At 32.2% G+C, this 20,776-nt stretch carries 18 protein-coding genes and 3 pseudogenes; 10 read left to right on the top strand and 11 right to left on the bottom strand.

Annotated elements, in window-relative coordinates:
• Positions 1-206 (bottom strand): annotated as a pseudogene (locus HMPREF2715_RS08130) (hypothetical protein); the annotation flags it as partial.
• A 217-nt stretch (positions 207-423) separates the two neighbouring features.
• On the opposite strand from HMPREF2715_RS08130, the gene HMPREF2715_RS08125 reads away from it, so the two are divergent.
• Positions 424-906: a GNAT family N-acetyltransferase gene (locus HMPREF2715_RS08125; protein WP_053036071.1), complete on the top strand. Its 483-nt coding sequence runs from the start codon at positions 424-426 to the stop codon at positions 904-906.
• 827 nt (positions 907-1,733) lie between these two features.
• Positions 1,734-2,873: an accessory Sec system glycosylation chaperone GtfB gene (gene gtfB, locus HMPREF2715_RS08120; protein WP_240565812.1), complete on the top strand. Its 1,140-nt coding sequence runs from the start codon at positions 1,734-1,736 to the stop codon at positions 2,871-2,873.
• Positions 2,874-3,200: 327 nt separating this feature from the next.
• On the opposite strand, the gene HMPREF2715_RS08115 is transcribed toward gtfB, so the two are convergent.
• The 3 genes from HMPREF2715_RS08115 to HMPREF2715_RS08105 are packed head-to-tail and all read right to left on the bottom strand — an operon-like array spanning position 3,201 to position 5,072.
• Entirely contained in the window at positions 3,201-4,199 is a 999-nt protein-coding gene (locus HMPREF2715_RS08115; protein ID WP_037552131.1) for a sensor histidine kinase, read from the bottom strand.
• A gap of 3 nt (positions 4,200-4,202) precedes the next feature.
• A complete protein-coding gene (locus tag HMPREF2715_RS08110; RefSeq protein ID WP_053036069.1) occupies positions 4,203-4,859 on the bottom strand; it encodes a response regulator transcription factor in 657 nt (218 codons plus the stop codon).
• 21 nt (positions 4,860-4,880) lie between these two features.
• Positions 4,881-5,072 (bottom strand): hypothetical protein, encoded by a 192-nt coding sequence (locus tag HMPREF2715_RS08105; protein WP_037538190.1) that lies wholly within the window; start codon positions 5,070-5,072, stop codon positions 4,881-4,883.
• A 217-nt stretch (positions 5,073-5,289) separates the two neighbouring features.
• On the opposite strand from HMPREF2715_RS08105, the gene HMPREF2715_RS08100 reads away from it, so the two are divergent.
• The 4 genes and pseudogenes from HMPREF2715_RS08100 to HMPREF2715_RS08085 all read left to right on the top strand — a co-directional run bounded on the left by HMPREF2715_RS08100 (position 5,290) and on the right by HMPREF2715_RS08085 (position 8,186).
• Positions 5,290-6,234, top strand: a complete 945-nt coding sequence (locus tag HMPREF2715_RS08100) for a DUF4352 domain-containing protein (RefSeq protein WP_240565814.1) — start codon at positions 5,290-5,292, stop codon at positions 6,232-6,234.
• 67 nt (positions 6,235-6,301) lie between these two features.
• Positions 6,302-6,654: pseudogene (locus HMPREF2715_RS08095) on the top strand (hypothetical protein).
• Positions 6,655-6,728: 74 nt separating this feature from the next.
• Positions 6,729-7,205: a peptide-methionine (S)-S-oxide reductase gene (locus HMPREF2715_RS08090; RefSeq protein ID WP_070839819.1), complete on the top strand. Its 477-nt coding sequence runs from the start codon at positions 6,729-6,731 to the stop codon at positions 7,203-7,205.
• A 141-nt stretch (positions 7,206-7,346) separates the two neighbouring features.
• Positions 7,347-8,186 carry an SDR family oxidoreductase gene (locus tag HMPREF2715_RS08085; protein ID WP_037552138.1) on the top strand — a complete coding sequence of 280 codons (840 nt, stop codon included), beginning with the start codon at positions 7,347-7,349 and terminating at the stop codon, positions 8,184-8,186.
• A gap of 69 nt (positions 8,187-8,255) precedes the next feature.
• Here HMPREF2715_RS08085 and HMPREF2715_RS08080 read toward each other — a convergent pair whose 3' ends face one another.
• Complete coding sequence (locus tag HMPREF2715_RS08080) at positions 8,256-8,615, bottom strand: DoxX family protein (protein ID WP_037538195.1); 360 nt, start codon at positions 8,613-8,615, stop codon at positions 8,256-8,258.
• 18 nt (positions 8,616-8,633) lie between these two features.
• Positions 8,634-9,686, bottom strand: a complete 1,053-nt coding sequence (locus HMPREF2715_RS08075) for an LLM class flavin-dependent oxidoreductase (RefSeq protein ID WP_070581034.1) — start codon at positions 9,684-9,686, stop codon at positions 8,634-8,636.
• Between the two features lie 234 nt (positions 9,687-9,920).
• Here HMPREF2715_RS08075 and HMPREF2715_RS08070 point away from each other — a divergent pair, with 234 nt between their 5' ends.
• Both HMPREF2715_RS08070 and HMPREF2715_RS12085 read left to right on the top strand, forming a co-directional pair.
• On the top strand, positions 9,921-11,090 hold the full coding sequence (locus tag HMPREF2715_RS08070) for an MFS transporter (RefSeq protein WP_176743863.1): 1,170 nt from the start codon (positions 9,921-9,923) through the stop codon (positions 11,088-11,090).
• Between the two features lie 65 nt (positions 11,091-11,155).
• Entirely contained in the window at positions 11,156-11,329 is a 174-nt protein-coding gene (locus HMPREF2715_RS12085) for a hypothetical protein (protein ID WP_174165700.1), read from the top strand.
• A gap of 40 nt (positions 11,330-11,369) precedes the next feature.
• Here HMPREF2715_RS12085 and HMPREF2715_RS08065 read toward each other — a convergent pair whose 3' ends face one another.
• The 5 genes from HMPREF2715_RS08065 to HMPREF2715_RS08050 all read right to left on the bottom strand — a co-directional run bounded on the left by HMPREF2715_RS08065 (position 11,370) and on the right by HMPREF2715_RS08050 (position 17,610).
• Positions 11,370-11,939, bottom strand: a complete 570-nt coding sequence (locus tag HMPREF2715_RS08065; RefSeq protein WP_070581030.1) for a TetR/AcrR family transcriptional regulator — start codon at positions 11,937-11,939, stop codon at positions 11,370-11,372.
• 349 nt (positions 11,940-12,288) lie between these two features.
• On the bottom strand, positions 12,289-13,233 hold the full coding sequence (locus HMPREF2715_RS08060) for a glycine betaine ABC transporter substrate-binding protein (RefSeq protein ID WP_053036055.1): 945 nt from the start codon (positions 13,231-13,233) through the stop codon (positions 12,289-12,291).
• Between the two features lie 23 nt (positions 13,234-13,256).
• Positions 13,257-15,938, bottom strand: a complete 2,682-nt coding sequence (locus HMPREF2715_RS08055) for an MMPL family transporter (protein ID WP_070632476.1) — start codon at positions 15,936-15,938, stop codon at positions 13,257-13,259.
• 301 nt (positions 15,939-16,239) lie between these two features.
• Entirely contained in the window at positions 16,240-16,407 is a 168-nt protein-coding gene (locus tag HMPREF2715_RS12080) for a hypothetical protein (RefSeq protein ID WP_174165701.1), read from the bottom strand.
• 330 nt (positions 16,408-16,737) lie between these two features.
• Entirely contained in the window at positions 16,738-17,610 is an 873-nt protein-coding gene (locus HMPREF2715_RS08050) for a LysR family transcriptional regulator (protein ID WP_070839816.1), read from the bottom strand.
• A 151-nt stretch (positions 17,611-17,761) separates the two neighbouring features.
• Here HMPREF2715_RS08050 and HMPREF2715_RS08045 point away from each other — a divergent pair.
• Positions 17,762-18,373 (top strand): annotated as a pseudogene (locus tag HMPREF2715_RS08045) (metallophosphoesterase).
• 116 nt (positions 18,374-18,489) lie between these two features.
• Positions 18,490-20,583, top strand: coding sequence for a hypothetical protein (locus tag HMPREF2715_RS08040; protein ID WP_080497793.1), 2,094 nt, complete (start codon positions 18,490-18,492; stop codon positions 20,581-20,583).
• Positions 20,584-20,776 lie beyond the last annotated feature (193 nt).

Here is a 20,776-nt window from a genome sequence, read left to right as displayed (position 1 = left end):
TCGTTATTGTCATCAACATCATGGTTGAAACCAGAATCTACATTGTTGTTACTATCTTGGGATGTAATTGGGTGACCATTGTTATCATGGTTGAACTCTTGGTCAATGTTACTTGTTGCTGCAAAAGCATGGCCGTGTGACATAAGTAATAGTGATGATGTTACCAATGTTGTTCCAAAAGCATATTTAAAACGTCTTTTAATCAATTTATTCACTCCTTAGTAAAAAGCATTCTTCATACATAAAGATGATTATTTAATAATTAAAAATATCATAAATATGTATATTTATAACTTAACATAATAATTTAATTTAAACCTTAATATCTTCTATCAACTGAATGACAGTTTTGTCATACATTTATTTAAGACAAGCGTAAGCTATTATATAATCAACTTTTTGAAACTAAGAGAGGGTGTTTTAATGCAATTACGCAAAGTTACAGAAGAAGACTTGTTCTCACTTATTAAACTTGAAAATGAGAGCTTTACGCCAGATGAAGCGGCAACGCCAAAAACTTTGAAACAGAGAATCAATAAAATACCTGATACATTCATTATCGCTGAAAAGGAAGGACGCATAATCGGATATATTAATGGACCTGTAATTAATCAACGATATATAACCGACGACTTATTTGAAGAGATTCAATCCAACCCTAACAGTGGTGGTTATCTTAGTGTATTAGGTCTAGTCGTTAACAAAGATTATCAAGGACAAGGGATTGCGGGCAAACTGTTAGAGCAATTTGAGAAACTGGCGAAGCAACAATTAAGATGCGGTGTGACACTCACATGTCGAGAAGCTTTAGTGTCATTGTATGAACGTTATGGCTACAACAATGAGGGAGAGTCAACCTCACAACATGCTGGTATAAAGTGGTATAACATGGTTAAAGAAGTGTAAGGATAAGGTTGAGACGAATACGTTTCAACCTTAAATCTATATTATGTTTAATTTATTTCTTGAGTGTTCTAACATTTTTTATTCTCACATTTTAAATAGATATTTCCCTCTTTGGACATTCACTCCAGTAATTAAATAATACTTTCTTCTTAAAGCTTTTTGATTAATTTTTAAATTTCAATTTTAAAAGTATAAGAAAACTATATTTTAATAAGAGGAAACTAGTTCTATTTCAACTTAAATATTCTGTATTCAATAATAATTCTTCAATACATTCTTATTTTAAATACGATGAATAAAATTAGGATAGTTACAAAATTGTTATATAGTTTAATTCTATGTATTTACATGCAGTTTAATGAATTTTAACCCTAATCATTGAAGTGGTTATGTTTATTGGTTGAGGTTATTTTTGCCATTATATCTTATTAAATCAAGCTTCATATACGTATTGCAAGATTAACACTAAAATCAATTTTGAATAGATGATTGAATGTTATTGAGTTTTGTGCAATGAAACCTAGAAAAACTATATATATAGATGTTCTAATTCTGTTGCAATTTACATGTAAAGTGAATTATAATGATGTACATTCAAATTAATTGTGGTCAATTAGTCAATTGGGAAGTAAGTGTAATTTATTTGAAATATTTGATGAAGCATCACAAAAACTTCAACAATCACTTCAATTTGCAGGATTTAAACATGAGACCATTGTAATGGATGATGACGGTTTTTTACCCGATAACGTCATGACGCCGTATCAATTTTTTGCAAATTATAAACGAAACGATGACGATAAACCAGCTTTTTTAATGAGGTTCAAGTGCCACCATTATGGGAAATTAAAGGTAATTATAATCATGCAGAAATTATAGATAATGGTAATGTAAGAGGGCGAATATTTTATCGCGAGCATTTTAAAAATCGAATTGTGAGTTTTGTGGAGTGGTTTGATACAAAGGACCGTTTGCGTTCGGTCGATTTTTATAACAAAGATGGATTTAAATTTGCGGAAACGGTATATGATTTAAATAAAAAGCCCATCTTGAAGACTTACGTCGATCGTCAAGGGAAAGAAGTATTATATGAAAACTTTGTCACAAAAGATATTATATTAGATTGGCAAGGTCAATCGCATTTCTTTGCGTCAAAACAAGACTTCATTAGCTTCTATTTAGACCAAATAGATGTTGATACTTCAACTGTCTTCATCAATTCATTGGCAACACCATTTTTCGTGTTATATCAATCGAATCATATGTCGAATGCAGTGTTATTCTGGCAAGAACAAAGTCATAGTAATGTCCCGGGAAATATGAAGTTATTGTTAGATAAAGAGACGCTGAATTCAAAAGTAATTATCCCAGATAGTGCAGAATTTGAGGCTATTACATCAAATGTTGAGGCGCAGTATCGTCCTTTCATCAGTCAATTGGGCTACTTGTATGATTATCAGAAGTCTAATAATTATAACAAGCAAGTACTTAATTTAACGAATTCTGATGATCTTCCCAATTTAGAAGAAATTATACGACAGTGTGAAGATTATGAATTTCATATTGGTGCTATTACCGAAATGTCAGCTAAATTAATGGGCTTGGGTAAATATGATAACGTTAAACTTTATCCAACAATCACCCAAGCGAAGATTGATCAATTATTCCAAACATGTGATGTTTATTTAGATATCAATAAAGGTGGAGAAATCGTTAATGCTATTGAACGTGCAATGCTCCATAATCAATTAATTTTGGCTTATGATGAAACTGCGCATCGTCGTTCATTTATTGCTAAAAAGAATATTGCAAAGCAAGACGAACCTCAACAATTAATTGATATATTAAATGAAATTGTTAAGGAACCAAGTGTATTTAAAGAGCGAGTCAATGCACAACAAGAACAGAATAATCGTATTGAAGAAACTACGTTTAAAAATGTCATTACGAATGCGTTAAATCATTAAATGAGGATAATAAAGCTTTTGAGATAAATGAAGACTTACAAAAATTCTACTTTTACTCAAAAGCTTTTTTGTTTTGTAAAGGTATTCTTAGATAGATGATTACTCAAATAAGTTGATACGCGTTCCTGGTGTGTCATAGCACTTAGGTTCATCATTCCACTTTAGTTGGGATGCTCCCCTAGGAGTCTTCGCAACTATGTTTCGTAATCTATCTTAGAACTACACACGAAAGAATGTGAACGCTTATGTTTCTTATGTAGTTTTAATTTAAAACAATTTTTAAGAAAGTATATCTAGTTTTAACAAATAAATGATTTATATAAATAATTACTCTCTGTTGTTTTCAATAGTGATTATAGTACCGTTAGAATCAGATTTAATATTTAATTTTAAAGAGAATCTTTCGCAAATATCTTTAATAATAGTTAAACCTTTAGATTTAGTAGACATATCATTAAAGCCAATACCATTATCCTGAATAGTAATATAATCCTCGTTTAGAAAAATGGTAATACGCGATGAATCAGAATGTTTATAAATATTAGAAATAATGTTATCAAATAAGCGCTCATACCATAATTGGTCACCAAGCCAATAAATAGGGTTACCTTCAACATTTAGAATGGTTAGAATGTTCTTTGAATCTAATAGATAGTGCCATTTATCAATTGTTGTGTTTATACATGCTTGTATATCAACTTGGTGGTTAAACGTATAAAATCTAGAAATATCATCTTTGTTAGGTAATGCTTTAATTAAATTAGAAATATAGTTTATCTTTTCATAAGATAACTCTATATCATTATCATTAATTTGGTATTGAAATCCGAGTTGGTATAACTCTAAATTTAATGCAGTTAGAGGCGTATTAATATCATGGGCAAGTTGATTAATGTAATTTTGTTCTTGCTTTTTGTTTTCGATGATTTCTAACTCTCTATATCTTAGTCTGTCTATTAAGATATTTATAGATTGGCCAACTTCATCAATTTCGTCATTTATATGAGTAGGTATGTCTAATTTATTAGGTAATTTGTCACTATTAGCAATGTCTAATAATTTATCATTAAGTAAACGTAAACGATCCACAATTTTATATACATAGCGTGAAGCAATAATAACTAAAGTAATTAGAATTAAGAAGAAAAAGATATAAAAAATTATTGTAAGACCACTGGATTTAAAATTTAAACCGATTGGATAACCCAAGACTTTTTCAATAAATAGAATACATAGTAGTATCATACTATTGATAGCTAAAAAAACTAGAGGTATCGATAATAAACCCAATCCCATGAACATATAGTATTTTTTTAATAGTCTCATAAATTAGCCCCCATTTAATCTATAACCAATACCATAAATTGTCTCAATAATTGTTCCAGAATCTAATAACTTAGTTCTTAATTTTTTTACATAAGCGTTCAAAGTATTTTCAGAAGCGGATTCAAATTGCCAAACGTAATCAATAATTTGATCCTTAGTTAAAATCAAATCTCTGTTTTCATACATATAGAAAAATAATCGACGTTCCGTTTTAGTTAAAGATAATTGCTTTCCATCATTAGATTTGATTATCTTGTCTTTAGCATTAACTTTAAACTCATAAAATTGAGCCTCTTTATCAGCATAATGGATAGTTAAAAGATTATTAATCCTAGAAATAAGTTCTCTCGGATTGAAAGGTTTGGTAAGGTAATCATCGCCATTATTCAAACCTTTAACTTTAGAATCGATATCAACTCTTGCTGATAAATAAATAATAGGTATAGTAGAAATGCTTCTTATCCCATCAGTGATAGACAAACCATCATTATTGGGTAACATAATATCCATAATAATGATATGAACGTCATTCAATACGTTAAAAACGCTATCTCCAGTTCTATCTAATGTCACCTGTGCACCTTTTTGTTGTAATATTTGTTTTAAATTTTTAGCGATGGTTTCATCGTCTTCTACTAATAAAATATGAAACCCCTCCATATATTTCACCTCCATGTTTTATTAATTAATTAATATAAATGTTGGTATATAGAATAGCACGTATAAACCAAAGAATAATACGGGAATTTTAAATGTAGGAGAATAATCTTTATCTCTTAACCATGAAAGTATTTCGTATATTCCTGTTAAAAAAGCTACTGCTAAACTCCCCATTGAAATGAGTAATAATACTGATGATATGATACCAGTCATTCATATGCACTCCTTTATCTGAATTTGTAATTCCAGTTTAAAAACTAATTCTGAAAAAGTTATGAATAATTCGTATTATCTTCTTAAATTCATATAAAAGAGTATGAAAGGTTGGGATAACAATTAATTATTTATGTCACTAAAAAATTTAAATCAAGTATAAAAAAATATATGTAAATAGTATCTTTTCAATTTACAAAAAGATGAGGAGGCTAATATGAAAAGATTATTTTTTATAAGTATTATATTTTTAGTATTTTTAGGAAGATGTTCCTTCAGTGACAACAAAGATAAAGCAGAAGGTGAAAAAGCCAATAACAAGGCTAAAGCTACAGACAAAATGAAAAAATTTAAAATAGGTCAAGTCGTGGATGATGACGGTGTAGATATTAAAGTAGTTAAAGTAGAATTCGTAGATAACCATGATGAGTATAGTGCGCCTGTAAATGGCAAAGCCTTGAGAGTATACATAAAGTTTAGAAATAATAACGATGATCAAGTTTTAATGGATAATACTGATTTCAGTATGAAAGTAAATAACGAGAATTATGAAGAATGGTATGGTAGTGAAGATATGCATGAAGGATTTAGCCACCAATTAAATCAGCATAACACTGCATCAGGCTACATTACTTATGATGTACCGGATAGTGATCATTATACTTTAGAATTAGATACCGTACCTAATTTCAACAAAGTTAGGGCACAATGGATTATTAATAAATCAGAAATTAAGAATTTAAATGTCACTAAAGATACTTCGGCTAGCTCAACTACAGATGTTGAGGACGAATCAGATACAACATCTTCTAGTAAAAAAGAAAATGATGATTCTGATCAAGCGGGCTTGGGCGTGACATATCCTGCTTATATGTATAATGCTTTAGTAGATGAATATAATTCACTCACTGATGGTGAAAAGATGAACCATGTATCTAAAGATGTGTTAGAAATTGAGTATAATCAATTAGAAGATCGTGTAGAAGCATTGTATGAGAAAGAAAATGCTAAAGCGAAAAAAAATACGAAAAAGCAATGCAAGATTATGAAGACCAATTGGCTCAAGAAGAATATGAACAACAACAAGCAGAATAAGCTGAAAATGAAGCATCTGAATCTGATGACATTTCAAATGGTCCTGGTTCTGATGATTCATCATTAGACAGTGGAACAGAAGATACAGAAGATACTTCTTCTGAAGATGACGCAGCATAGAAAAGGAGACAACAATGGAACATAATTATATGAATGAACCTAAGCCAACTAACAGAATTATTGAAATGATTCTTGGAATAACAGGAAATATATTTGGAATTATTGGTGGATTGATTGCACTAATTCTAACAAACTATGATAAAAGTTATGGTTCAGAACTAGTTGGATTAATGACTATTGTGGCAACCAGCTCTATTATTTTATCAGCAATAACTTTAACATTAAGCTGTTTAATTAATAAAAGACGTGTTTTAATTAGTATTATACTTATTGTTGCTGCAATAATTCATATATATTAGGATTTTTTGGTTATTTATCAGGTATTCTAATCCTCGTTGCTGGAATTATCGCATTAGTTAGGAAATAATTTGATAGAATAGAAGGAACTATGACAAAGTTCCTTTTATTTTTTTAATTATGATTCGAAATGAGGTGTTAAAGATGGAAATTGTGTACATTGCAGGTGGATGTTTATGGGGAGTTCAAGCGTTTATAAAAACATTGCCAGGTGTCTTATCGACTGAAGCGGGACGTGCAAATGGGATATCTGAAACACTTAGTGACAAATATGACGGCTATGCAGAATGTGTCAAAACGACATTCGACCCTATGCAGACATCAATTACTGACTTAATGAATTATCTTTTTGAGATTATAGATCCATATAGTATTAACAAACAAGGTGTTGATGAAGGCCCCAAATATCGTACAGGTATTTATAGTGATGAACAGAAGCATCTTGAAGAAGCACGCGACTTCATCTCAAAACGACCTGATAAAGAGCGAATTGCCGTAGAAGTGTTACCTTTAAATAATTACTTTGCAAGTGCTGAGGAACATCAAGACAGACTCGATAAACATCCAGAGGATATCTCATACTGTCATGTTACGCCTGACATGTTGAAAAAATATCTTTGAAAAATATGAGCTGTTACAATAATCACTATTTTGTGTAGGTTAGTTCGAAACAATGTCATTAAGAATACGTATATCCAGACAAATTTGGGCAATACAGTACTATAGAAAGTAATTAAATTATAAAAGAAAGAAGCGATAGTAATGACAATTTTACTTACAGGCGCAACCGGGCATCTTGGGTCACATATCACTGAACATGCAGTTAAAGAACAGGTGTCTGATTTTAATATTGGGATACGTAATCCAGATAAAATGCCATCACACTGGAAAGATAAAGTAGGCGTTAGAGAATTAGATTATTTTAATGAGGAAAGTATGGTTCGTGCATTCAAAGGTATTGATACGGTTATATTTATTCCGAGTATTATTCATCCGTCATTTAAGCGACTCCCAGAAGTGGAGAATTTAGTTAGTGCAGCTCATAAAGCACATGTCTCACATATTATGTTTATTGGATACTATGCAGATCAACATAATAATCCTTTCCATATGAGTCCATACTTTGGCTACGCTGAACGTTTACTTGCATCTAGTGGTCTTAAATATACTTATGTCAGAATGGCGATGTATATGGATCCATTGAAACCTTATTTACCAGAACTTGCAGATATGCGGAAACTCATTTATCCAGCGGGTGATGGCCGTATTAATTATATTTCTAGAGATGATATTGCTAGAGGTATCGTAGCATTATTACAACAACCAGATAAATTTGGACACAGATATTTACTTTCTGGCTATAGTTATTCTATGACAGAATTAGCAGCAATTTTGTCTGAAGCAGCAGGTTCTAAGATTGAATATAGTCCTGTTTCTTTGGAAAAGTTCTCAGAAATGTATGATGAACCTAAAGGGTTTGGTGCATTGCTTGCATCAATGTACGAAGCAGGTGCAAGAGGGTTACTTGATCAACATTCAAATGATTTTGAACAACTAGTGCATGATAAACCACAAACTTTCCCAGAATTTTTAAAAAAGTGAACATTAAAAATAGGACGTGTGATGATAGTCATCGCACGTCCTACTTTTACATTATAAAGTTTAACGATACTATTTGTTATCGCAATCGAAAGTATCAGCAAAGCTTAATGCAGCTAAACCTAATAAGTCTAAAGCGTGTTGAGCACCTTCTTTACCATGTCCAGCTTCAAAGTGTTTGTAAGCAGCAACGCCTAATACACCGAAAGTAGCAATTGAACCTAAACGTGATAAGTTTTTGTTTAAGAAACTAGCAGCATAAAAAGCAGCGGCAGCAGCTTCTACAGTACCAGCTAATTTAACTGAGCTTTCTGGTAAGCCGAATACATTTTGGAATGTATCTTTCATTTCTTGGTCACCTTTTAATTTAGGTTTTGAAGCAGTGTATAATTCTTTAGCAAGTTTTAAGTTTGCAGCATAACGTAAAATCATAATTTAAAAAACTCCTTTTTATTTGTTTTCAAAGTATTTATCAACAATAGGTTTAACGCGTTCGCCAAATAGACGGATTGATTTCATTACATACTCATGAGGCATTGAACCTACAGGTGTATGAATCATAAAACGGTTAAGACCTAACGTTTCAACAGTTTCAATAATTTTTTGAGCAACCGTCTCAGGACTACCCAGATAGATTGCGCCTTGACTTCCTACTTCTCTTTCAAACATATTCTCGTCAAAGCTAGGCCATCCACGTTCACGACCTAAAATATCATGGTGTGCTTTTAAAGAAGGGAAGAATTCTTTCTTAGCGTTCTCGTCTGTTTCAGCGATGTACCCCCATGAGTGTACCGATACGGATAATTCGTCTGGATTATGACCGTAAGATTCTGGGACAGATTTATAAATCTCAATATTGCGTGTAAATCGTCTAGGATTACCACCAATAATCGCATACGTTATTGTTAACCCAAAGGCACCAGCTCTTAATGATGATTCAGGTGTACCACCAGTTGCAATGGAAATAGGTAACTTACCATGTTCGACACGTGGATATATACCTGTTGGGTCGAAACTTGGACGTAATTTACCATCCCAACTTACAACTTCATGTTCGTTGATTTTTAGTAATAATTGCAACTTTTCATTAAATAGGTCTTCGTAGTCATTTAAATTATAACCGAATAATGGGAAAGATTCGATGAATGACCCTCGTCCAATCATAATTTCAGCACGTCCATTAGATACGGCGTCTAATGTCGCATATCGTTGATACACACGTACTGGGTCATCTGATGATAACACAGTTACTGCAGATGACAATTTAATATGCTTAGTACTTGATGCTGCAGCAGCAAGTACGGTCACTGGATCTGATACAGCATAATCAGGACGATGATGTTCACCCAATCCATATATATCTAATCCTAATTGATCAGCTAGTTCAATTTCTTCTACAATATCGCGAATTCTCTGAGCATTTGAAACAGCAGCTTGTGTACCATCAGGCATAACCATATCCCCATTATCTGCAAATGAAGTCAATCCTAATTCTATTTTCAACACGTCACCTCCATTGGTATAAATTTTATACTAGAATTGTAGTCCTTATTTTAAGATTAGTCAATAGAAATGTTTCGAATTAGAGATTTTTTATTTTAAAAAGCGAATATGTGATTTTTAAATGAAAGAACTTTAAAAGTATTTTGTCAATTTCAAATAGTCTTTTGAAAAATAAGTGAAAGTGTCATAATAGGAATGTTGTAGAAAATAGAAAGAAGGGAGAAGCAAATGTCTATCCAAAAAACAATGAATTACAACAAAATAACAACCATATTCTTTATTGCGGGAATTATAGTAATGAGCAGTTTATATACGGCTATTCCATTAACTGCAGAGTTTGCTAAAGACTTTAAAATTCCACAATCAGTTGCAACTTTAAATGGTGTTGCATTTTCCGTTACATATTCAGTAAGTTGTTTGTTTTATGGGACTATTTCAGAAAAATATGGGAGAATTCGCACCATATTATTTGGAATTTGTGGGCTTGTAATGATTTGTATGGTCATAGGTTTTGTACATTCTTTCGCAATACTGGTCGTTTTAAGAGCGATACAAGGTATATTTGCTGCTGCCTTTTCACCAGTATCTATCACATACGTGACAGAAACTTATTCATCGGTCAAACGTATGACTGCGATTAGTTTCATTAGTACGAGTTTCATGTTATCAGGGATTATTGGTCAAAATTTAAGTGAGATCATAGTAGGTTTTTCAAATTGGCATATGGTTTATTTCACTTTAACGGTGCTATATATCATCTTAGCTTTTGTTATTCATAGACAAATTCCTGAAAGTCCTGTGAAGAACCCCAACATCCAATTACTTAAATTCTTTAATAATTTTAGTGATTTTAAAACGAATAAATCCGTGCTCTTATGCTATGGGGTGTCGTTAACATTGTTGACGATGTTTATTAGTATGTATACAGTGTTTAATCATTACGTCACTTCCGATACAATTGGTGGGGATGAAACAACTGCGATTAATGCTAAACTGTTTGGTATTATTGGTATGTTGTTGTCCCTAATTGCAGGACGAATCAGTGATCGCATAGGTGTTAAAAATCTTATTTTAAGTTCATTAGTTGTGAGTACAGTAGCACTTATCTTAATGTCTGTAACAACAAACATCGTGTTACTAATTATTTGGAGTGTGCTGTTTGTAAGTGGTATCGCCTTCGCAATTCCATCAACAATTTCTAAAGTAGGCTTAACTGTTCGAGGTAACCAAGGGTTCTTCTTATCAGTAAACACATTTATTTTATTCTTAGGTACTGCGATTGCACCTATTCTAAGCATTGTCTTAAATACGATTTCAAGTTTCACAGTACAATTTAATATTATAGCTATGATTGGTATTATCGCTATTATGATTGCACTATGCATGCCACGTAGGAAATATTAATTGAGGTAACCAATTTCTAATTAAATTTAGTGAATTAGGTTATAACGTAATAAGAGGTGGTTTCAGTGGATAAATCATTAATGATTTCAAACGCATTAAATCTTATTTTGATGATAGTACTCATTATATTTAATATGATTAATATAGGTATTTGGCCAATGGTCATTCTAGCATTATTAATCATAGCTAATAGTATTTTTATGGTTTACAAGACAGTAGACGTTAAAAAACGCAAATGACAAAAAAGCAATCTCACTCTTAATTTATGTGAGATTGCTTTTATTTATCATAACAATATAATGATGTTTCAAGCACTTTATTTAATGTTTCAAACACTTCTTCAACTGTATAGTTATAGTCATTTTCTACCCAACGTCGTAGTACTTCTATTACGCCACTACTGTAAAAATCAGCTACAATTTCAGGATGTTTACTTTCTCTAATCTTTTGCGCTAAGGGGTTACGCTTACGAGTTGAGTTATTTAACATCATTTCGCGACTCACATTCGTTAAACTTCTAAATACATCTGCCTGTCGAGACGAAACTAATAGATGTTTGAAAATCTTTTTATTATTACCAATGTAATAGATAAAGTCTTCAAATGATTCAGGGGTTGTAATGTCTGCTGATGTGTCACCTTTAGCTATAATTTGTTGTGTAATAAAGTCAGGTAAAGTGTAGAGTAATTCATATTTATCTTGGAAGTATCTGTAGAACGTACTGCGGTTGATTTCTGCAATATCACATATTTTTTGTACGGTGATTTCATCAAAATGATAATCATGTAAAAGTATAAATACAGTTTCATGAATATGTTTAATCATACGCTTTTGATTTGCTGACGGCATTATCTGATTCTCCTATTTATTTAATCTAGTCAGATAGCTTGACGTAATAAGAGTAATTTATCACAATAAAGTTGATTTTTCCAAACATAACAACTGATACTACGTTTAAATTTGTTTATAAAAAAAGAGTAAATAAGTTATTTGAAACGTTTAATACTATAAGAGCGATATAAAAAAGTGGGAGCGAAACTGAGTTTAGTTTCACTCCCTCGCAATAATAGCTACGATTGAGAAGAGTTTGTCTTAAGTGCCTTCTCAACTCGGTTTGCTACTGTAAATTTGCATTATGAGTTTTAAATATGCTACACCAAACGAGCATATTCTTTATTTATCTTTCTTAACTTTGTAATTAGTTAGTCTCAATACCTTCTAACCATTCATCTACTTTATTATCATTATCATCCACATAGTCTTTAGCTACTTGTTCTGGATTTTTGTTATCAACAAAGATTTTTTTAGCTAATTTGTCTTCTTCAGATTTACTCCAATCATCTGCCATACGTGTTGCAATTGTGTATGCAGCTGGATGTGCTTCTTTAAAGTCTTTGTTAAATACTAAGTCAATATGTTGATTATTATTACCATAAATGTTGTCTGGATCTTTCAACATTTTAACGTCTAATTCTTTAGAGAACCAGCTAGGTTCCATTGATGTGAAGACGATAGGTTCTTGTTGTTTAAAAGCAGATTGAATTTTCTTGAATTGGTCTTGGTCAGAACTTTCTTTCAAGCTATATTTATCCAAGTTGTCACTATCAAGTTCATCTTTAGTTTCTTGCATAACGCCATTACGTGCGTCTGTGCCTTGAATTGTCCAATCTACAGATTTTCCGAAGTCACTGTTTTTTAAGTCACTAATTGAGTCGACATCTTGCACGTACTTAGGTACGGCTAAACCTACTTTTGCGTTATCAATTAAATGTTTATCATCATAAATTGTTAATTTACTTTTGAACTTATCGTAGTAACTTTTATCAGTAGTAGGGAAGATACCTGATGCATGGAATGAATCAGAGTTCTCTGATACAGTAGCATATAACGGGCCACTTGCTGTTACTGGTGTAGTTGTTACATCATAACCTGCTTTTTTCAAAACCTCTGCTATAACTAGTGAACGTGGTGTTGAATTATCACTCGCGATATAAGGTATTTCGATTTCTTTATTACCAAGTGATGTTTGACTATCGTCTGATGAACCACTACCGCTACCACTATTACCACAAGCACTTAACACTATGGCTAAGGCTAGTGTGGCTAGCAGTCCTAAGAATTTCGAACTACGTCGTTTTAACATAACGTGTTTCCTCCTTTTTAATATTAGTCTCTAAGTTCGTCATCATGACGATGTTGAGATGATCGGTTATATCTATCGTAAACACCTTTGTTGTTTTCACGAGCGTATAACATTAATGCTTTGAATAATACATCTTGATCAATATTGCTATCAGTTAATTCTTTGTATAAGTTTGTTGTTTTATCGAAATTTGAATCATGATAATCATGGTTATCATTTTGTTGATCATGATTGTTATGACGATAATCATCGTTTCTATCGTAAATGTCTTGATAGTGTCGATCATTATAATTACGTTCATCATGATGAGTATGGTCGCCATCTTGAGTATAAAGTGATTCATAGTCGATATCATCAGGTTGATTATCATAATGATGTTGGCGATGATGCTGGTCATGATGATTATCTAAATGCACAGAACGGTTATAATCTTCGTCATTATAATTGCGATTGTGGTTACGTTTGTCATTTTGATAAACATAGTTATCTTTGTCTTGTCTAGCGTATTCATTATTTTTATCGTTGACATGACCTTTTTCAGAATATGTGTCGTGATGATTATCTTCTTCTAAAGCTTTACCTTCAACGTCAACGTTTGGCAATACTGCACCTAACCATTTAGGAAGGTACCATGAAGCTTTACCAAAGAGTTTCGTCAATGCTGGAATTAATGTCATACGTACGACGAATGCGTCGAATAACACACCGAAACCTAATGCGATACCCATTGACTTAATTGCACTGTCATCTTGGAAGACGAATGCGATGAATACACTGAACATAATAAGTGCAGCAGCTACGATAACAGGTCCACTTTCTTTGATACCTACACGGATTGAATGATCATTGTCGCCAGTCTTACTGTATTCTTCATGTACACGTGTCATTAAGAAGAGCTCGTAGTCGATGGCAAGTCCGAATAACAATCCAATTGTGATTACTGGAAGGAATGCAAGTAATGGTCCTGTGTTTTCAATACCAAATAAACTACCCATAAAGCCATGTTGAATGACTAATGTTGTGAAACCTAATGTAGCCATTAATGAAAGGATAAAGCCTAGTACTGCTTTTAATGGAACTAAGATTGAACGGAACACAATCATTAATAAGAAGAATGCTAATACAACGATAACGCCTGCAAATACTGGAATAGCGTTGTTTAGTTTTTCTGACATATCGATGTTAATAACACTTTGTCCTGAAATTTCAGTGTCATAGTCATATTTTTCTTGCGCTTGGCTATGATAATCACGTAAATCATATACTAGATTTTCTGTTGACTGTGAGTTCGGTCCTTTTTCAGGAATGATTGTGAATAATGCGTAATTGTTGTTGTCAGTTAGTTGTGCTTTTGAAACTGTATCAACATTATCAATGTCTTCTAAATCACTACGCATATTATTTAAGTCACGTTCGATAGTGCTTTTACTTCCACCATCTTTTGTATTTACTAACATGACAATTTGTCCGTTATAACCTTCGCCAAAATTATCTGAGATTAATTTATAGGCTTTGTATTCTGATGAGTCAGTTGGTTTTAAACTATCATCTGGAATACCTAAACGCATGTCACTGACTGGTATAGCAGCTAAAATTAAAATAATTAAACTTACAATAACAGCGATAACTGGCTTACCAACAATAAATTTTGCCCAAGGATGATCTTTAGGGTCTTTACTTTTAGATGGTTTATCTTTAATTTTAATACTTTTATGGAAGATACTGATTAGGGCAGGTAATAGTGTTAATGCTACTAATACTGCAAATAACACACTAATCGCTGAAGCGAATCCCATAACCGCTAAGAAGTCGATTCCTACAAGTGATAAACCACAAACAGCAATCATAACTGTAAGACCAGCGAATATTACAGCACTACCTGCTGTACCCACTGCTGTTGCGATAGCTTCTACAGTATCGACACCTTTTTTCTTAAGTTCTTTAAATCTAAATAGAATAAAGAGTGAGTAGTCAATACCAACAGCTAAACCTATCATTACAGCTAGTGTAAGAGTGAAGTTTGGAATATCAAAGATATATGTTAATAATGCGATGATACCAACACTTGAACCTAAACCGATGATTGCACTAATAATTGGCATACCAGCTGCGATAAGTGAACCAAAGGTAATAAGTAAGATTACGAATGCTACGACAATACCGACAATTTCTGATGTACCACCAGGTTCAGCATTCATAGCGCCACCTTGAGTTTTTTCAATTTGCACATTGTGGTTGTCAGTTACATCTTTTAATTCTTTGTCGATGATATGTTTAGAAGAATCTTTTAATCCAGTTTGTGGAACTACATAACTTACGTTAGCGATAGCGGTATCGCCTTCATCGTTAACTTGTCCACTGTCATATGGATTAGAGATATTTTGGATATAATCATCATTTTGTCTGATATTGTCTAAAGCATCTTCAATATCTTTCTTCGTATCTTTATTATTGAGTCCATCATTCTTATTAGAATGGAAGACTATTTTCATCGAGGCTTTCTCACTGTCCTGATGAAATTCTTTACTAATTTTATCGTTTGTATCTAATGACTTAAGGCCGTTCATAGTGATGTCACTGTCAAACTTCGGTGAGTTTATCATTAATGGCATGATAATGACACCTAGTATAACAAGCCATCCTATAACACTTAGCCATTTGTTCTTAGCTATAAATTTTCCTAGTTTGTATAATAGCTTTGCCAAGACATTTCCCCCTATTTCATTAATTTATATCGCTTAAAGTATGGGTAATGTGTTGATGATTTGTGAGCAATTACATTAAATCGATACCTCAAATTAAGCATATTTAAAATGTTACATTTGATAATGTAACAAGTTATACCCACGTTCGGTACCATTAAAAGTTTTACGTCGTTGGAAAATGCAACACTTTGGAAAAATTGTTGGTGAAAATAGCGTGTATTAAGGGGATATATAAGAAAACAGGTAACCTCGTGATGATGGTATACCTGAAAATAATTTGGTATGTAGACTTGCGATGTAGTTAGTTCATTAAATAAAACAGGAGAAGTAATGCACCTATTAAGACAAAAATTACGCCAGGAATATAAATTTTTTCTCTGAGGTCAATGTCATGTTGGTATGCAACAAATCTACTAATACCGATTAAAATTAGACCTAAAAGTAATAAAATGATGGAAAGAACGAGCATTAACCGTACCTCCTAATCAAAAAAGTACAAATAGCAAATTGATTAATATGTATATCTTTCTTTCAAATCTATTATATTATGTAAGCGTATTTTTTTATAGCGATTTATTAATATATTGTAAAATTGTTATAACTTTTTGGAAAGTTTATTAACAAAATTTATACATTCTTAATATTTTATAAAGGTAATAATAAACTGACTTTTCAAACTATACGTATTTGAATTATTTTGAGAAAAGAAACAGAAAGCAACTGTAGAAGGACGGATAGTATTAAAGAGCAATCATGTTAATAAATATTTAATCAACGTGATTGCTCAAATTTGCAGGAACTATTTAGTGTTATATATTAATGTGATGAAATCTTGGATAATAGAAGTGAGATGTCTATCATTACGGTATATGAGTGAGATGTAACTTGTGGTTGGGGCATTAGGCAAAGTCTTACTAATAATGCTTGGATGATGACTTATAGCATTTTCACTGACTAAACTTAAGTAATTTGAATCTTTTATTGTTGTAAGGATACTGCTAATACTATTGGTTTCCATGTGAACGTCTAAGTTGATAAAGTTCTTGTTACGCCATTCGTATATACTGTCTCGAGTTGCTCCGCTATTATGAATGATAAAACGGTAACTACTAATATCTTCTAAAGTAAGATGATCTTTTTGAGCAAGTGGGTGACGTTTGTCCATAGCAAGCACTAATGGATTTTCATGAAGACGTTTGACTTGTAGTTCACCCTCGTTAAAACCTTTTTCAGCTATGACAGCAATATCAATCTTACGGTCTTTAACTTTCTCGATAATAATTGGCGCAGTATCTACTGTTAAGTTAATATCTATATTTGGATGTTCATGCATATAGTTTTTAAATGTTGACGGTAAAATGCTATAGATTGGAGCGTGACTCGCACCAATTCTTAAAGTTCCTCGTTTAGATTGTTTGAAATCTTCCATCATATCTGTTGTTTCTTCTATTAAATTAAGCATTTTATTCGCATTCCGATAGAGTAATTCACCAGCTTCAGTGAGGTTGAAATGTTTACCTTTTTTGAAATATAGAGGTAACCCACATTCTTTGCTTAAGTTTTTCAAATGAAAAGTTACCGTTGGTTGTGTGATACCAAGTTTTTCAGCGACGGCGTTTTCGTTTTGTGCCTCAACGAAATGTTTAAAGATGAGTAATTGCTTTGTATTCATAAATTGATTTCCCCAAAATATATATTTTGTTTATACTATTTTCTATAATAAATAAAGAATTTTGAGGACACGTTAATAATTTGTTTAAAGTTAGTTAAACAGTGATTTTATATTAATATGCAATAAGTCGTAGGTTAGGAGAGAAGGAAGTATGAAAGAAAGGATACTTGTGGTTTCTGATATACACGGTCATCGGAAGGCACTCGTCACTCTTTTAAAGGCAGTTAATTTTAATGTGAGAAAAGATCAACTCGTTTTAATGGGAGATTATGTTAATAATGGACCCGATTCATTTGGGACTTTGAAGTTAGTGAAACGCTTAAAACGTCGAGGTGCACTTGCCTTGGCTGGCAATCATGAGATGCGTTGGTTAGAAAGTAAAGATAAAAAAATCAAACGCTGGCACAAATTTTTAAGAGAATTGTCGACAATCGAGGTCATAGATAATTACATATTTGCGCATGCTGGTATAGATACGTCTAAACCTTTAAATAAACAGATTAAGGAATAAACTACTGGTCATTATAACCATAATTTAAATAGAAACATCCCTAAAAATAAATATTTGATACATGGACATATTCCTAATTATCGCTATGGGTTAAAAAACGATGAATTATATAAAAAGAAAAATATACTAGATATTGATACAGGTGCTGGTCATAATAAATTCTTATCTCTTATTGATTTAACTAATGCGTACCAATACTCTGTTAAGGTTACAGATACTAAAAAAATCAACACTAAACGTATAAAATTATAAAAATCTATGACTGGTCAATGTTTGGAACCTTTAATTAATTTTCAAAAAACAGAAGTATAAGTTTTAAATTAAATGTTATATAATGAAGTGGAATATTAATAAAAAGGGTGATATGCGTGAAGAAGCTTAGACAACATTCTAAATTTAATTCGTATTTAAAAGTGTCATGTTCAGTGTTGTTAATGAGTGGAACATTAGTGGGTTATGGATTTACCAAAGATGGAGTTGCACAATCAAATGACCGCATCGACAACGTTTCAAGTGAAATGACATCTGTTCAAAATAAACTTGATAAAGCGATAGATAAAGCGAAAACAAAAATTGACCGTTTGAAGTACCTACAAGCCACTGATATTAAAAGTTATAAAGAAGATATTGAAGATGCACGTAATCAGTCTGAAATTGATCAAATTTTAAGGGATGCACAGGAAGAAGACCGTATATCAAATGAGGAAAGTACTAGAGAAACTGGTGAAAAAGCAAGCACTTCTAATGAATCTTCACTCTCAACTGCTGAGCAATCATCAACGAATGAAGGAGATAAGCTAGATGAATTAGATAAAATAATAGCCGATTTAGATTCTCTATCTGAAAAGGTTGATACCCATCAACAAAGTGAAGATATGAAGTCGGAACAAGGTTCCACAAATAATAGTGAAAATAGCCAAATAAGTAGTGGACAATCAGCATCTTCTCAAGACATTACGAATCACATGAATGAAGAAAATGATGATACCTCAATATTGGATGAAATGGATAATGTTAAAAATGACATAGAATCAACTAAAGAAAGTGCACATTCATCTGTAGAAGATATTCGAGATCAAACTGACTCATCCATTCAAGATGACAATTCAACAGAATCGCATTCAAAAGATAATACTAATACTGCATCAGATAAAAGTATTCTAAGTGGTATCAAACAGATAGATAAAGATGATATCAGCCATAAGTCAAACAAGATTGATTCAAAAGAGGGTCATATTGATGCATTAACTGACGAATTATCTGCTAATCAAAAAATTGATCAAGCCATTACAAAAGTTGAAAATAAACAAAATAACACATCGAAACGTTACAGTGACCATAAACTTGAGCAATTGAGACAGTTAGAACAACAAGTAAAGCAAAACAACAATTTGACTAATGAGCAAAAGCAAAATGTTGAAAAAGATATTAGAAATGTTCGACAAAATGTTAAAGCGAACCGAGATCAAATAAGTGGCCGCTTAGAACAATCTTCAAATAAGCAAGCAACAGTCGAACAAATCTTAAGAAGTGTCTTTAGTAAAAACGAAGCTCAAAAGATAGCCAAGCAGATTAAAACTAACGGTCAGTCAGATAAGCAAATAGCAGATCAAATGATGAAACATATCGACAACCTCAAAACGACAACAAGTGATGATATTTTGGCATCCATGTTTGATCAAACACCTGATAAAGAGGCTTTAATCAAAACATTGCTTTCAACACGTTTAGGAAATAATGAAGCATCACAAATAGCTAAACAGCTTGCTAAAGAGAATTTATCTAGTTCAGAATTAGTAAATCAAGTGAAGCAAAAAATTAATGCAAATCAGTCAGTAACAGCTGATGATATTCTTAAAGACGTACTAGATAAATCGTCAGCCCCTAAACAAACCATTGAAACGTTATTAGCTACAAAGTTAAATCAAACACAAGCGAAGGCGTTGGCAGATCTTATCGCTAGAGTTCAAACGGATAAAGCTGATGCGTTAGATTTAGTGAAAAATGCATTAAACGGTACAGGTGGAGATTTATTACAGTTGCAAAATAAACTCGACACTGCAAAAAATAATTTGAATTATATCTTAGATCCTATTACCAATAGACCTTCACTATTTGATCGCATTAATGGTAGTACATCAAGTTCTAATCTTCTTAATCAAGGGTCTCATTTACTAGATGGACTAACTGGTGGTGGTCTATTAGATGGTCTTAATTCAGGAGGAAGTCTGTTAGACAATATTGAAGATATTCCTAATCCTGTACAAGGATTATCATTGGGACAATTAGGCGATGATGATGGATTTTTAAGTGGCTTATTTGATGATGAAGGGAATCTATCTTTACCAAATACTGGAGAAGTAGTTAAAAAGTCTTGGCTACCAGTAACAGTGTTATTAGTGATTGCTGGGGGTACTTTAATAGGGTTAGGTCGTCGTAAACAACAAAACACTAAACATTAAATACAAACTTAAAGCGTGGATAACTGAGTAATCATTACTTACTTATGTTATCTACGCCTATTTTTTGAAAAAGAGGCTCAACATCGGTTAGGAAAGCGCTTGCACAATTCCTAGAAAATAGCAAGTGAATTTTGAGAAATTATTGGTAAAGTTATGTGAAATAATTATGGAATAATCTAAAATATTTACATTT

Source organism: Staphylococcus sp. HMSC062A01 (assembly GCF_001836805.1).
In the GTDB taxonomy this organism is placed as follows: domain Bacteria; phylum Bacillota; class Bacilli; order Staphylococcales; family Staphylococcaceae; genus Staphylococcus; species Staphylococcus haemolyticus.
The sequence above is the reverse complement of the archived record's forward strand: the minus strand, read 5'-3'. Positions and strand labels throughout refer to the sequence as shown.

Bases quoted from the DNA above. Each gene is read 5' to 3' on its own strand.
- HMPREF2715_RS08125 (WP_053036071.1), top strand. From the start codon at position 424: ATGCAATTACGCAAAGTTACAGAAGAAGACTTGTTCTCACTTATTAAA.
- HMPREF2715_RS08115 (WP_037552131.1), bottom strand. From the start codon at position 4,199: ATGAGACTATTAAAAAAATACTATATGTTCATGGGATTGGGTTTATTA.
- HMPREF2715_RS08110 (WP_053036069.1), bottom strand. From the start codon at position 4,859: ATGGAGGGGTTTCATATTTTATTAGTAGAAGACGATGAAACCATCGCT.
- HMPREF2715_RS08105 (WP_037538190.1), bottom strand. From the start codon at position 5,072: ATGACTGGTATCATATCATCAGTATTATTACTCATTTCAATGGGGAGT.
- HMPREF2715_RS08100 (WP_240565814.1), top strand. From the start codon at position 5,290: ATGAAAAGATTATTTTTTATAAGTATTATATTTTTAGTATTTTTAGGA.
- HMPREF2715_RS08090 (WP_070839819.1), top strand. From the start codon at position 6,729: ATGGAAATTGTGTACATTGCAGGTGGATGTTTATGGGGAGTTCAAGCG.
- HMPREF2715_RS08085 (WP_037552138.1), top strand. From the start codon at position 7,347: ATGACAATTTTACTTACAGGCGCAACCGGGCATCTTGGGTCACATATC.
- HMPREF2715_RS08080 (WP_037538195.1), bottom strand. From the start codon at position 8,615: ATGATTTTACGTTATGCTGCAAACTTAAAACTTGCTAAAGAATTATAC.
- HMPREF2715_RS08065 (WP_070581030.1), bottom strand. From the start codon at position 11,939: ATGCCGTCAGCAAATCAAAAGCGTATGATTAAACATATTCATGAAACT.
- HMPREF2715_RS08060 (WP_053036055.1), bottom strand. From the start codon at position 13,233: ATGTTAAAACGACGTAGTTCGAAATTCTTAGGACTGCTAGCCACACTA.
- HMPREF2715_RS12080 (WP_174165701.1), bottom strand. From the start codon at position 16,407: ATGCTCGTTCTTTCCATCATTTTATTACTTTTAGGTCTAATTTTAATC.
- HMPREF2715_RS08050 (WP_070839816.1), bottom strand. From the start codon at position 17,610: ATGAATACAAAGCAATTACTCATCTTTAAACATTTCGTTGAGGCACAA.